The organism is Cupriavidus pampae (assembly GCF_914271485.1).
GTDB classification, from domain to species: Bacteria; Pseudomonadota; Gammaproteobacteria; order Burkholderiales; family Burkholderiaceae; genus Cupriavidus; species Cupriavidus pampae.
The window spans coordinates 269572-282112 of the sequence record NZ_CAJZAG010000008.1 but is presented as its reverse complement, the minus strand read 5'-3'; the positions used below and the strand labels follow the sequence as shown (position 1 = coordinate 282112).

Annotated in this window: 11 protein-coding genes, 1 tRNA gene and 2 pseudogenes; 8 read left to right on the top strand and 6 right to left on the bottom strand. The window is 59.5% G+C overall.

Features of this window, described 5'->3' with window-relative positions:
- Positions 1-50 precede the first annotated feature (50 nt).
- The 5 genes and pseudogenes from LDO41_RS21330 to LDO41_RS21310 all read left to right on the top strand — a co-directional run.
- Positions 51-410 (top strand): HNH endonuclease signature motif containing protein, encoded by a 360-nt coding sequence (locus LDO41_RS21330; protein ID WP_223991797.1) that lies wholly within the window; start codon positions 51-53, stop codon positions 408-410.
- A 75-nt stretch (positions 411-485) separates the two neighbouring features.
- Positions 486-570 (top strand) — tRNA-Leu (locus tag LDO41_RS21325).
- 271 nt (positions 571-841) lie between these two features.
- A complete protein-coding gene (locus LDO41_RS21320; RefSeq protein ID WP_223991795.1) occupies positions 842-1747 on the top strand; it encodes a restriction endonuclease in 906 nt (301 codons plus the stop codon).
- A 340-nt stretch (positions 1748-2087) separates the two neighbouring features.
- On the top strand, positions 2088-3062 hold the full coding sequence (locus LDO41_RS21315) for a toll/interleukin-1 receptor domain-containing protein (protein WP_223991794.1): 975 nt from the start codon (positions 2088-2090) through the stop codon (positions 3060-3062).
- A 222-nt stretch (positions 3063-3284) separates the two neighbouring features.
- Positions 3285-3449: pseudogene (locus LDO41_RS21310) on the top strand (ATP-binding protein); the annotation flags it as partial.
- Positions 3450-3522: 73 nt separating this feature from the next.
- Here LDO41_RS21310 and LDO41_RS21305 read toward each other — a convergent pair.
- The 5 genes from LDO41_RS21305 to LDO41_RS21285 all read right to left on the bottom strand — a co-directional run bounded on the left by LDO41_RS21305 (position 3523) and on the right by LDO41_RS21285 (position 6940).
- On the bottom strand, positions 3523-4050 hold the full coding sequence (locus tag LDO41_RS21305) for a hypothetical protein (protein WP_223991793.1): 528 nt from the start codon (positions 4048-4050) through the stop codon (positions 3523-3525).
- A gap of 180 nt (positions 4051-4230) precedes the next feature.
- The gene (locus LDO41_RS21300; RefSeq protein WP_223991792.1) at positions 4231-4533 is read right to left on the bottom strand and encodes a Txe/YoeB family addiction module toxin; all 303 of its coding nucleotides are present in this window, start codon (positions 4531-4533) and stop codon (positions 4231-4233) included.
- A complete protein-coding gene (locus LDO41_RS21295) occupies positions 4487-4783 on the bottom strand; it encodes a type II toxin-antitoxin system Phd/YefM family antitoxin (protein ID WP_223991791.1) in 297 nt (98 codons plus the stop codon). The genes LDO41_RS21300 and LDO41_RS21295 overlap by 47 nt, the downstream gene beginning before the upstream one ends.
- 292 nt (positions 4784-5075) lie before the next feature.
- Positions 5076-6440 carry an AAA family ATPase gene (locus LDO41_RS21290; RefSeq protein WP_223991790.1) on the bottom strand — a complete coding sequence of 455 codons (1365 nt, stop codon included), beginning with the start codon at positions 6438-6440 and terminating at the stop codon, positions 5076-5078.
- Positions 6437-6940, bottom strand: a complete 504-nt coding sequence (locus LDO41_RS21285; protein WP_223991789.1) for an XRE family transcriptional regulator — start codon at positions 6938-6940, stop codon at positions 6437-6439. Before LDO41_RS21285 ends, LDO41_RS21290 begins: the two co-directional genes overlap by 4 nt.
- 204 nt (positions 6941-7144) lie before the next feature.
- Between LDO41_RS21285 and loiP the strand changes: the two genes are divergently transcribed.
- From loiP to LDO41_RS21270, 3 genes and pseudogenes are all read left to right on the top strand, one after another.
- On the top strand, positions 7145-7894 hold the full coding sequence (gene loiP / locus LDO41_RS21280) for a metalloprotease LoiP (RefSeq protein ID WP_223991788.1): 750 nt from the start codon (positions 7145-7147) through the stop codon (positions 7892-7894).
- A gap of 440 nt (positions 7895-8334) precedes the next feature.
- The gene (gene aspT / locus LDO41_RS21275) at positions 8335-10020 is read left to right on the top strand and encodes an aspartate-alanine antiporter (protein ID WP_223991786.1); all 1686 of its coding nucleotides are present in this window, start codon (positions 8335-8337) and stop codon (positions 10018-10020) included.
- 34 nt (positions 10021-10054) lie between these two features.
- Positions 10055-11672 (top strand): annotated as a pseudogene (locus LDO41_RS21270) (bifunctional aspartate transaminase/aspartate 4-decarboxylase).
- Between the two features lie 50 nt (positions 11673-11722).
- Here LDO41_RS21270 and hutG read toward each other — a convergent pair.
- Positions 11723-12541 carry an N-formylglutamate deformylase gene (gene hutG / locus LDO41_RS21265; protein ID WP_223991784.1) on the bottom strand — a complete coding sequence of 273 codons (819 nt, stop codon included), beginning with the start codon at positions 12539-12541 and terminating at the stop codon, positions 11723-11725.

Here is a 12541-nt window from a genome sequence, read left to right as displayed (position 1 = left end):
CACGATCTGCTAACGTTCTCGCTTGTACCCGCTCTCCATGGATCTTGCCCATGGTTGTCAAACGCCGGCTCCGCGCCAATGCGCCTGATCAACTCGGCCCGCCCACAACGCCCGTGGCGGCCGACGCGCGCTGCCCGCTATGCGGCCGCACCCTGCTCGACGACACCAGCACCGACCTGCACCACCCGATCCCCCGCAGCCAGGGCGGCCGCGACGTGGTGCCGATGCACCGCGTCTGCCACCAGAAGATCCATTCGGTCTTCACCGAAGCCGAACTCGCCGCCACGTACCACGACTGGACCGCGCTCCGCGCCCACCCGGTAATCGCCGCCTTTATCCGCTGGATCGCCCGCAAACCCCCGGGCTTCTACGACCGCAACCGCACCACGAACGCACGCCGCGGCAAGTGAGTTGTTCCGTCCTGCGATTTCCGGCATAATCCCCGATTCATCGCAGGCACTGCATTCAGCAGCCGCCTCACCCATGCCCGGGTGGTGAAACAGGTAGACGCAGGGGACTCAAAATCCCCCGCCGCAAGGCGTGTCGGTTCGAGTCCGACCCCGGGCACCAAATCTTAGACGCAAAGTCAGAAGCGGCCTAAATCGGCATAGCGCCGGAATACTCCCACCCTGAGTTCGGAAGCTTGATACAGCCCTCACTGCGGCTACTGCTCATTGGTCTTTTAGGACCATAGCCCACTGGGTGGCCCGGACCCATGCCACGCTCAATTTTCCCTTTGCCTCCGCGTAGCACTCCCTATCCTGTGTCCGAGCCAGTTACTCCGGTGCATACTTACGACTCTTCTCGATGCCTGCGCACTACTTCATAGGATTGCCCTAGCATGTTCGACGTATTCACCGACGAGACTGAAGTCATCATCAAAGATGGCATGGCAAATCTGTACTGGTATAAAGGCGACCTCCATAAAGCATGGATCAGCTCAGGCGTCCCAAGTACTGCCGTCGATAGAGTCAAGCGACTCCGGGATTCGAGCGATAAGCTTTTGACCAAACGTGCACAAATGGATGCGCTCTACGAAGAGCTTCGCAATGGCGACTACAACCTGCGGCTCAAAGTCTCGCGAAATTTCGTGCGCATTCTCATAGAGCAAAAGTCCTTTGTCGCACAAGACTCCGGGCATCAAGTCCAAAGAGCCCAATTGGCTTCATTCCGATTGAAAGAGATGTTGGCAAAACAGCATCACGAAGAGGAGGTCAAACAGAGCGTACGGAAGGCCGCTGTACGCGCCTCAGAAGATACCTATGATATGAAGCTGACCAAGTTACGCGACAGGTTTTTTGGCGCTCATTCGCTCGCCCCGCAGGCTAAGGGCTATGAGCTAGAAAAGATCTTCACCGAGCTAATGAACATCAGTGGAATTCCAGTCGAAGAACCATTCCGTATCGAGGGAGAGCAGTTTGACGGCGCTATTAAGTATGAGGGACGCTTCTACCTTGTGGAGCTCAAGTGGACCGCAACCAAGACTGATCCGGCGCAGATTGGGCACTTCCACTACAAGCTGTCCGGAAAGATGGATGGTCGCGGCCTATTCATTTCCATGGAAGGTTTCACTGATGGCGTGCTCGCGACCCTGCCGAAAGGGAAAGAGTTGACGATGATGCTCCTTGACGGCGTACATCTTGCGAATGTCTTATCCGGTCGCCATACGTTCAGGCAACTTCTCGATCACGCAATTAAAAGCGTCGCACTGAAGGGCGAAATTTTGTGCAACCACGCCCTCCGTTGACAGCGCGCGTCCTCCCTCGGGCGAAACTTGATTTAGTTGACTGACGAATTACTTCAGAAGGCTGCTCCGATGGTCAAATTTTCTCGGACAGGTGCTAAGGGTGTCCGTCGTTTGAACTTGTCCTCGTATTCCTGTCGCGATTCATATTCCGGAGTGGATTGCAGTCGCACGCGGTTGTAGAAGCCAACGATGTATTGCGCGATGTCGTAGCAGACACACCTGACCTCCAGGCCCCAGACAGTTCCAGCTCTTTCTAACCATGACCCAATCTGATAATCAAAGGCGCACTGCCGGGGTGTTGTATCCTTAACACCCGCTTTGGCCCCTGATGAACTAGCAAATGGCGAGAATCTTTATTTCGTACACGCAGCAGGACCGCGACTTTGCTTTTAACCTGTCCGAAGCATTGACAGCGAACGGCCATGACATCGTTGTTGATGTCGATTCGCTTGCGCCTGGAGATGAATGGAGAGAAAAGCTGGGAGAAGGGTTGAAGAAATCCGAGGCCCTCGTTGTACTACTTTCCCCCCGCTCATTAAACTCGCCTCACGTCATGGCAGAGCTGGGAGCAGCGCGCGCCTATGCAGGAGAATCAGGGCGCATGGTTGTGATTCCCGTGCTGCTTGACCTGACCGAGATTCCATCAATCGTTGCTGACGTGCTAGCGATCAATGCAACTGGCCAGGACCTTCCATATGTAGTTTCGCAAATTGAGCGCGCAGTTTCCGCATTCGTGGGGCGGAAAGCTGCAAAGGAAGAAGCCGTCGCGCTCTTCTCCCGGAGGATTGAGAACAGCGCTCCTCAGTACATTGACGATGCTCTCACGCGGCTGGCATCGCTTGAGCGAAGCAATGGGCGGTGGAGCGCTTGCTGGAACATCTTAGGTTTCAGCGCCCTCCTCGCTGGTATCGCATTTTCCATCTTCGGAGCGGCTCACTCTTTGCCATCGCAAGCGTCCCTTGGCTGGGTGGATTTTGCGTTCTCAGCCATCAGAACGGTCCTCGTCATCACGTTACTGGGAGCAGCGGCAAAATACGCGTTCTCCCTTGGCAAGACGTACGCGAACGAATCGCTACGCAACGCTGACCGGCGCCACGCAATCGAGTTCGGCAAGTTCTACCTCCGAGTTTTTGGCTCTGAAGCGGGATGGTCAGAACTGAAGGAGGTCTTTCAGCATTGGAACATCGACAGGAGTTCGTCGTTCGCCGCGCTGGATGCATCCCAGATTGACCCGAAAGTGGTTGAGCTTGCGACACAGCTTCTCAAGGACGGACCGATATCAAAGGTATTTTCTGGAATCGCCGCTAAGGCATGAGCGACTTGCTGCTTACTATCCCGGATGAAGCTGGCTGAGTTGCATCTATCGTCCACACCGCAGACCTCAGCATCGCCTTTGAGAACCTGGGGCTCAGCTCCTCAGCAGTGACCAAGTGACAGACATGAAATGCCCCTTTCGCTCCCATTGCCGCGCATGCAAGACACAATGCGGGAAGACCTCCGAATAAACCAGCGAGAGAGGGCAACCTGGCCTTTACGCAGCGGGTGGGGCGCGTTCGCCGACGATCAGACCTTGACCGTCGCCATGTTGGATCGCCTGTTGCACCACGCGCATATCGTTCAGATCATGGGCGAGAGCTTCCGCCTTAAGGACAAACGTGAAGCAGGTCAGGTGCGACCAGCGGCCCGGGTGGGTCAGATTTAATTCGGCGATCTCAGCCTAAGTGGGTCAGTTTTATGCCGGCGTTGACATGCAGGCATCGTCTCGAATGGAATGCCTACCAGTCGCTCTCCGCTTGGGTTTGTCGGCGCGCCATCGCACGCTGGTAATCGGCGTCTGCCGCCGCCTGCAACTGGTCACTATGAACCACCGCCTTGCATCCGGGGCATGACAAACTGACGCGGTCGTGCATTTGCAGTACGACCTTCTTCCCACGGTCATCGATGCACGCTTGGCAAACGTAGTGACGCTGTGGCGTTTCGGGGGACAGTTCTTTAAGCGTGTATGCGAACGAGTTGTTTCCCACAGGGACCAAGTGGTAGTTGTTGCGCTCGTCGGCCTGCGACTTCAAATCTCGGACCTCGCGCTCAAGCTCCGCGATGCGCTGGTCAGCTGCCCGCGCTTCTCTGACGCTATTCAGCGCCTCTTGTGAAGCCGTCAAAGCGGCCATGCTGACTCCACGCAGCTGATCAACCATGTCCGCGATAGCTCTATCGGTCAGCGATTGATCCCGCGCCTTGATCGCAGTTTTGAGTAGCTCCAAGGCTGCACTGGCACTTGCAACTGCGCTAGAAAGATCGAACATCGTCAGTCTCCTGGGGGGGAGAAGTCCGTTGGGTTAGGCCATTCGATGGTTGGAGGCAATGGGATTTGAACTGATCGCCGCACAACCAGTAAGCGCCCCCCTGCGAAAGTCGGCAGGTATGCGCACCACCATACGTGCCCACAATGACAGGGCGGACGGTCACCGTCCGCCTTGCTGCATTCAATAATGCTGCCTGCACTGCATCACGTAGATGATGCCGTCCTGAACGATGTAGACCAGACGATCGGCCTTCGTGATGCGGCGAGACCAGAACCCCGTCAAGTCCCCTTTCAGCGGCTCCGGCTTGCCGGTGCCCGTGAATGGGTTACGGGCAATCTCCTCGAGGAGCCCGTTTATTTCTTCCACGATGCGCATGTCCATCTTCTGCCAATGCAGGTAGTCGTCCCACGCATGCGATGACCATGCAAATCGACAGCTACTTTCCGCGGCTGCCTTGTTTTTCGCCTTTTGTTTCTGGCTCATGTCTCACCAATTGCTTGATGGAGGCCTTGCCAGCTCGAAACTCAGCGATAGATTCCCGCAACCGCTCCGCATTCTTTTCGGATCCCAGCAGATGCAGTGTCTCTTGCATGCTGTTGTAGTCCTCAAGCGAAATCAGCACGACATGCTCGCCCCGCTGCCGAGTGATGACAGTGGGCTCATGGTCTTTGCAAACCGAATCCAGCGCCTGCTTGAAGCCGGCTCGCGCCTCGCTGAAAGTCAGGATGTTCATACAAACCTCAATGCAAGTAATTCAGTCGATCGGTTCTCGGATGTAGTGTCAGTTCAACATAGTTCGCGGCCTAGTGAGTTCAGTTCCAAGTGTTTAGCGAGGGGCATGCACGAATGCATTGTACGATCTTTTGTACAACATCGCAAAGCCATAGGCCTCATTCGTGTGCTGCTGCCGCACGGCGCCAAATATGCCTTTTGTGGCACATTAATTCGGACAGATGACTAAGCAGGAACGCTCTGGTCCCGTGGACGATAGCTCGGCACGCTTCGGCCAGTGGGAGAAAATGCCTTCACCTTTCTAATGTCTCCTGCCTGCGGATGCTGCGGTGAAGTCGCAGTAGTTGGGGATGCTGCTCACCCAACGTGGTTGTCAGGCGCTTCAAGAGATCTACAGCTTGGTCTTCCAGATGCCGACCTTGATCAACCCACTCCGTGAGTTGCTGCAGCCCTTCCTTTTCGGTCACTGGAGGCTGTGGATCGACATGCATGACCGACTGCAAGACGTCATCACTAGGCGCGCCGTAGGTCTTGGCCAATGGACTTGTCGCAATCGACCGGCCCTCGGCATCCCTGCATACGATTCGCACGTCTTCCCGCTTAACCATGCTGAGGACTTGCGGGCTGTTGGTGCTGACGATGAATTGCGTCTGTGAGAACGTCCGCATCAAATCGGTCAGGATACGGCGTTGCCAGGCGGGGTGCAGATGCAGGTCGACTTGGTCGATCAGGGCGATCCCAGGCAGATCTAGTGGATTGATTCCCTCCATATCCGCGGGCAGGCCATTGCCGTTGGCTTGCAACATTCGGCTCGCTAAGTCCATGGTCAGGGCCAGCACCGCCCTGAAGCCATCGCTAAGTTGGCTGATGCGAAGCGTTTGCGTACTGTGGTCAGGCATGTCCCTGTCGATGACGAAGCGCGGCGGACTAAGAATTGTCCTAGGGTTGCGAAACCCTGTGGGGAGAATCCGTTCGAGTGCGTTGCGTACCATCTCGAGCACTGGGTGCCGATAGTCGAAGTCTTGGCGTGATCTCTGTTCGCGACGCTCATCATCCTCCTTGGCGCGGAACCATTCGAACGCTGCGCGGAATCGCGAGATTGGGTTCAGCGCGCCAGCCAGTGCATCGAAGCGGAGGCAGGTCTTCTTAAAGTCAGTGCGATCCCGCAACTCGTCGCGCGTAGCGCGATTCGCGACGTAGTACACGACAACAGGAAGAAAATAGGGTGACTGCTTACTATCCGCATCCACAAGGCTTAGCACGTACGCGTTGATGGCTTTCAATCCCCGCTGCATCAAGGTCAGTTGCGCGTGGGACATGCTTTCTCTGATCGTGGCGCCGGTTACCGCTACATCGCGCCTGCGCCCTATCAACCAAGCGATGGGTTGTCCATCGTGTGATTCGGCTTCCCACGCTAGCATCACGTATGGTTCGTAACGCTCGTCCTCAGAGATGCGAAAGTCCGTTTCTTTAATGGTGGAGCGTGTAAGTCCCCGCAATTTGGTGGTACACCGTCCCAATCCAATCGCAACCGCATCCAGCAAAGCGGTCTTGCCCCCGCCGCTGTCTGCGACGATGACAGTCAACCGCTCACCAAAGTCCACAGTAAGCTCGTCAAAACACCGGAAGCTCTTCAGATGCAATCGTTCAAGTTTCATGACTGGATCTCGCAGTTCTGCGCGGTGTCACCAACGTCATGCTCGGGCTCTGGCAATCGAGCCTTCCCGGTGCACGCCATAGATGCCACCGCCCAGATCAGATGCTCCAGGCCGATGTTCCGGAGTTTGTAGCGGCGTACCTGTGCCAACTCGGACGGCGTCATGCCGGTAATCGCCACCGTCTCCGAGTGGCCCAGCCTTCGATCAACGAGCAGGTTGTTGAGGTTGCGCGCAAGTACGCTCTTCGCCGACAGTTCTTCCGCGTCGTCAAAGCCGAGATCTTGCAGGACGGCGTGAGTGCCTTGTGGGCTCCCATACGCCATCGCTAGGTCCTCAAGCGCAAGCAGACCCACTGGCGCTGTATCGGGGGCGTCGAGTTCCTCGAGCGCAGCCTTGAGGAATTCCGCCGCTAGCCCTGGATCCTGCGCTAGCGCTTCCACGGTTGCTTTATCAAGCGGCACCGACGCCGCGTACTTCTTTCGCACCTTTTGCCTTGTCATCCTCATCAGTTTCTCCGGTTCCCGTACCGGCAGCTTGCGCGGATGCCTCGCCCTTTCCAATGAGACGACTCTGAAACTGCACGCCCGTTTGTAAGACTTCGCCCACTTCCCTGTCCTGTTTCCGCGGTCTATCCTGCTCGTTGCGGCTGGGTACAAGCCGCCGTACGACAACACGAACTTCAGGGAACGACCATGACTCGCACCATGACTCGCATCTCCGCGACGGCGGCGGCCTTTGGCTGCGCGCTCCTGATGGCCGGGTGTGCCGGCACCAATTACGATGGCCTGACGCAGGCCGGAGGTAGTCTGTTTTCGGCGGCGTCACTGTCTGACGCCAACGTCAAGCAGCTCTCCGATCAGTCCTGCGCAGAGATGGACAAGAAGAACACCATTGCGCCCGCGGACAGCACCTATGCCAAACGACTGACCACCATCATGAATGGGCTCAAGAACACGGGTCTGCCGCTCGATGCCAAGGTCTACATGACCAAGGACGTCAATGCCTGGGCCATGGCCAATGGTTGCGTGCGTGTCTACAGCGGGTTGATGGACCTGATGACCGATGACGAGGTGCGCGGCGTACTCGGTCACGAGATCGGTCACGTGGCGCTCGGTCATACCAAGGCCGCGATGCAGGTTGCGTACTCCACCGCGGCCGCGCGCGGGCTGCTTGGCTCGCTGGGCAGCACCACGCTGACGGCGCTGTCATCGTCGCAGGTTGGCGAGCTGGGCGAGACGTTTATCAACGCGCAGTTCTCGCAGCGTCAGGAAAGCGCCGCGGACGATTACTCGTACGATCTGCTCACGAAGAACGGGCAGAACCGTCAGGCGCTCGTCACCGCGTTCCAGAAGCTGGCGAAGCTCGATGGCGGCAACTCGAGTTTGCTGAGTTCGCACCCGGGCTCCGCCGCACGCGCCCAGCATATTCAGGATCGGCTCAACAGCGGCAAGTAACCGCTCTGCCAAGGGCCGCGCCCGCTGCGCGCGGCCCCGTATTCTGGGAGGTCGCTGCTCCCACTGCCCCCTCACCACCGACTTCCGCGCGTTGCCACCCGGCAAACCTTCCGCGCGCCTTGCATCCCCGCCACCTCGCGCGCCACGGCTACGAGCCACGGATTGTTGACGCCGCTTAGATCGCCTACGAAACGTTTCAATTCGCGACGCGAAGTGCCGCGCGGATAATCCCCTACACCGTTCCTGACGGTACCCGCTGCACGCTGATCGTGGCATGGCTCCTCGACTAGGTGGACGCGCCGCAGGCAACAGCACACCCGTGATTCGCAATCACGATCACCGATGCGATTTCCGACGACGCAGAGAATCACGCGCTCGCTCCCCGGTTTGCACCGTCGTTCGGCCCACGCCGATCGCATCACAGGCAAGAGGAGGTCTTCATGGAATGGCTGCACAACATCTTCCAGAAATCCCCGGAATCCGCACTATTTCTGTCGCTGGCAGTCGGCTACGCGATCGGCAAGATCACGTTCGGCAAGTTCCAGCTCGGCGGCGTAGCGGGCTCGCTGCTGGCCGCTGTCGTCATCAGTCAGGTCGGCGTGGAGCTCGACAACGGCGTCAAGGCCGTGATGTTCGCGGTGTTCATCTACGCGGTGGGCTATGAAAGCGGCCCGCAATTCTTCAACTCGCTGAACCGCAGCTCGATGCGCGAGATTGCGATGGCGGTGTTTATGGCCGTGGCCGGGCTCGTGACCGTGGTCGTGCTGGCCAAGCTGTTCCACCTCGACAAGGGGCTGGCGGCGGGGCTCGCGGCCGGCGGCATGACGCAGTCGGCCATCATCGGCACCGCCGGCGATGCGATCACCAAGCTCGGCCTGCCACCGGAGGAGGTCAAGACGCTGCAGGCCAATGTCGCAATCGGCTACGCGGTGACGTATGTGTTCGGCTCGCTCGGCGCGATCATCGTCTGCGTGAACATCCTGCCACGCTTCATGGGATCGGATCTCAAGACCGATTCGAAGAAGGTCGAGGCCGCCATGCACGGTGGTCTGCCGCAGTTCGGACCCGGTCAGGCCGGCGCCCTGCCCCGTCTGGTGGGACGGCTGTTCCGCGTGACCGGCGCCGCGGGCAAGACCGTGTCGCAGATCGAAACCGGCGGCGACGATCTGGTCACCGTCGAGAAAATCCAGCGCGCGGGCAAGGCGTTGGATGTCACGCAGGACACGGTGCTACAGGCCGGCGATCTCGTGCTGATGGTGGGACGCCGCGACGCCATGGTACCCACCGCGCTCGTTATCGGCGAGGAAGTGGCCGATGCGGAAGGCATGGGCGTGGTCATGCAGACGCGGCGCGCGGTGCTCACGGCGAAGGGCATGAACGACAAGACGCTCGGCGAGATCATCGCCAATGTCAGCCGCGAGATGCGCCATGGCGTGTACCTCGAACGCATCGAGCGCGCCGAGCACCCGCTGCCATTGCTGCCCGACGTGCATCTGCAGCACGGCGACATCATCACGTTCTACGGCACCCCCGCCGATACCAAGCGCGCCGCGCAACGTGCGGGTTACGAGCTGCAGCCCAGCGAGAAGACCGACTTCGTCTACTTTGGCGCCGGCGTGCTGGTCGGGCTGCTGATCGGCCTGCTCGTGGTACGCATCGGCTCGATCCCGCTCACGCTCGGCTCGGGCGGCGGCGCGCTGCTGTCCGGTCTGGTGTTCGGCTGGGCCCGCTCCAAGCACCCTATGTACGGCGCGATGCCGACCGCCGCATGCCAGTTGCTGAAGGACTTCGGCCTCGCCGCATTCGTCGCGATCGTCGGCATCAACTCGGGCCTGCAAGCCGTGTCCACGTTGAAGCAAAGCGGATTGACGATCTTCCTTCTCGGCGCCGTCGTCACGCTGCTGCCGTTGTTCCTGACGATGCTGTTCGGCCGCTATGTGCTGCGTTACGACAACGCGGCAATTCTGGCCGGCGCACTGTCCGGCTCGCGCAGCGCCAACCCGGCATTCGGCGGCATTCTCGACAAGGCCGAAAGCCCCGTGCCGACGGTGCCGTTCGCCATCACCTATGCCATTGCCAACGTATTGCTGACCCTGCTCGGCCCTCTGGTCGTGGGTCTCGTCTAGCACGCAGCGACATCATTCACAGAGGAGCGTAGCCATGAGCAAACCCGATCTGGCCAAGCTGGCCAGTCTCTCGCCATTCGAACTCAAGGACGAACTGATCAAGCTTGCCAGCAGCCGCAGCGACTGCCTGATGCTGAACGCGGGCCGCGGCAATCCGAACTTTCTTGCCACCGTGCCGCGGCACGGCTTCTGGCAACTGGGCCAGTTCGCGATGCGCGAGTCCGAGCGCTCGTTCTCGTATATGCCTGAGGGCGTCGGCGGCTTTCCGCGCCGCGAAGGCATCGAGGAACGCTTCGATCTGTTCGCGCGCGAATGTGCCAGCACGCCCGGTCCTGGCAGGCGCGGTGTCATACGTACGCGATCAACTTGGCCTGAACGCCGGCGATTTCCTGTACGAGATGTGCGAAGGCATTCTCGCGTGCAACTACCCGGTACCCGACCGCATGCTGCGGCTCTCCGAGGTCATCGTCGGTCAGTACATCCGCAAGGAGATGATCGGCAATCATCCGTTTATCGGCGAGTTCGACCTGTTCGCGGTGGAAGGCGGCACGGCCGCGATGACCTACCTGTTCAACTCGATGCGCGAGAACCACCTGCTCAAGGCCGGCGACACCATCGCACTGGGCATGCCAATCTTCACGCCCTACATCGAGATCCCGGAGCTCAATGATTACCAGCTCGTGGAACTGAACATCAATGCCGACGCCGATGCGCGCTGGCAGTATTCGAACAAGGAGCTGGATAAGCTGCGCGACCCCAAGGTCAAGGCCTTCTTCCTCGTCAATCCGAGCAATCCACCCTCCGTGCGCATGAGCGACGAGAGCCTCGAGTATCTGGCCTCGATCGTCGAGGAACGTCCCGATCTGATCATCCTGACCGACGATGTGTACGGCACGTTCGCCGACGACTTCACGTCGCTGTTCGCGCTATGCCCGCGCAACACCATCCTCGTGTATTCGTTCTCGAAGTACTTCGGTGCCACCGGCTGGCGGCTCGGCGTCATTGCCACGCATCGCGACAACGTGTTCGACGAGCAACTCAAGGCCCTGCCCGAAGCGCAACGCAAGTCGCTGCACAAGCGATACAACTCGATCACGACCACGCCGGACGATCTCAAGTTCATCGATCGCGTGGTGGCCGACAGCCGCACCGTCGCGCTCAATCACACCGCCGGCCTGTCGACGCCGCAGCAGGTGCAGATGGTGCTGTTCTCGCTGTTCTCGCTCATGGACACGCCCGATGCGTACAAGCAGGCGATGAAGCGGCTGATCCGCAAGCGCAAGGCCGCGCTGTTCCGCGAGATCGGCATCGCGCCGGAGGAAGGCGATCCGAATGTCGTCGACTACTACACGCTGCTCGATATCGAACAGCTCGGCGGCAAGGCGATCGGGCCGGACTTCGTCAAATGGGTGCTGAGTTCGCAGGAGCCAGTGGAACTGCTATTCCGGCTCGCGGAGGAGGCAGGCGTGGTGCTGCTGCCGGGGCGTGGCTTCGGCACGCGGCATCCATCGGGGCGCGTGTCGCTGGCCAATCTCAACGAGTCCGACTACGTGAAGATCGGCCGCTCGATTCGCAAGCTGTTCGAGGAGTACGTGGAGAAGTACAACCAGGCGACCGGCAACAAGGCGAACAAGAACGTGGTGAAGAAATAAGAAGCGCGCTCCTCTCCTTGAGATTCCTTGAGGGAGGGGCGCAAACCTCTTTAAACCTTCGACTCCACGAACTGCAACATCGTCTCCAGCATCTTCCGAATCGCCGGCTGCACGCGCGCGGCGCGCGACTCGTCGTAGTCGAACGGATAGCTCTCGATCATGTACGCGCTCTGCGTCAGCTCCAGCTGAATCGCGTGCACGCCATCTGCAGGGTTGCCATACTGCCGCGTGATATACCCACCCTTGAAGCGCCCATTGAGCACGGCCGTGTGACCCGGCACAAGGTTAGCAATCTCCAGCATGCGCGCCGCGAGCCCTGCATCGCTGCTGGTCCCGTTGGCCGAGCCCAGATTGAAGTCCGTCAGCTTGCCCTCGAAGAAGCGCGGCAGCACCGACCGGATCGAATGCGCGTCCCACAGGCCAATGGTGCCGTGCTCGGCGCGCAGCCGCGCGAGCTCCTGCTGCAAGGCCGTGTGATACGGATGCCAGATCCGATCGCGCCGTACCGCGATCTCGGCGTCGTCGGGGCCATTGGTGCCATCCGCATAGATCGCGGTCTTGTCGAAGCTATCCACCGGGCACAGACCCGTGGTGTCCTGACCGGGGTACAGGTTCGCGTTGTCGGGCGGGCGGTTCAGATCGATGACATAACGCGAGTGCGTGGCCATCAGAATCGATGCGCCAAGCTCGCGCGCGAAATCGTACAACCGGTCCATGTGCCAGTCGGTGTCGGGGACGGTGCGCGCCTCGTCGGTCAGGCGCGAGGCAACCGAAGCAGGCAGGTAGGTGCCGACGTGCGGCATCGACACCAGCAGCGGACGCGTGCCGCGATGCAGGGTGAAAGCGGGAGTATCGGTGGTGAAGGACAT

Excerpts from the sequence above, each read along its gene's own strand:
- LDO41_RS21315 (WP_223991794.1), top strand. The coding sequence starts at position 2,088 with ATGGCGAGAATCTTTATTTCGTACACGCAGCAGGACCGCGACTTTGCT.
- loiP (WP_223991788.1), top strand. The coding sequence starts at position 7,145 with ATGACTCGCATCTCCGCGACGGCGGCGGCCTTTGGCTGCGCGCTCCTG.
- LDO41_RS21305 (WP_223991793.1), bottom strand. The coding sequence starts at position 4,050 with ATGTTCGATCTTTCTAGCGCAGTTGCAAGTGCCAGTGCAGCCTTGGAG.
- LDO41_RS21295 (WP_223991791.1), bottom strand. The coding sequence starts at position 4,783 with ATGAACATCCTGACTTTCAGCGAGGCGCGAGCCGGCTTCAAGCAGGCG.
- LDO41_RS21300 (WP_223991792.1), bottom strand. The coding sequence starts at position 4,533 with ATGAGCCAGAAACAAAAGGCGAAAAACAAGGCAGCCGCGGAAAGTAGC.
- hutG (WP_223991784.1), bottom strand. The coding sequence starts at position 12,541 with ATGTCCTTCACCACCGATACTCCCGCTTTCACCCTGCATCGCGGCACG.
- LDO41_RS21290 (WP_223991790.1), bottom strand. The coding sequence starts at position 6,440 with ATGAAACTTGAACGATTGCATCTGAAGAGCTTCCGGTGTTTTGACGAG.
- LDO41_RS21285 (WP_223991789.1), bottom strand. The coding sequence starts at position 6,940 with ATGACAAGGCAAAAGGTGCGAAAGAAGTACGCGGCGTCGGTGCCGCTT.
- aspT (WP_223991786.1), top strand. The coding sequence starts at position 8,335 with ATGGAATGGCTGCACAACATCTTCCAGAAATCCCCGGAATCCGCACTA.
- LDO41_RS21320 (WP_223991795.1), top strand. The coding sequence starts at position 842 with ATGTTCGACGTATTCACCGACGAGACTGAAGTCATCATCAAAGATGGC.
- LDO41_RS21330 (WP_223991797.1), top strand. The coding sequence starts at position 51 with ATGGTTGTCAAACGCCGGCTCCGCGCCAATGCGCCTGATCAACTCGGC.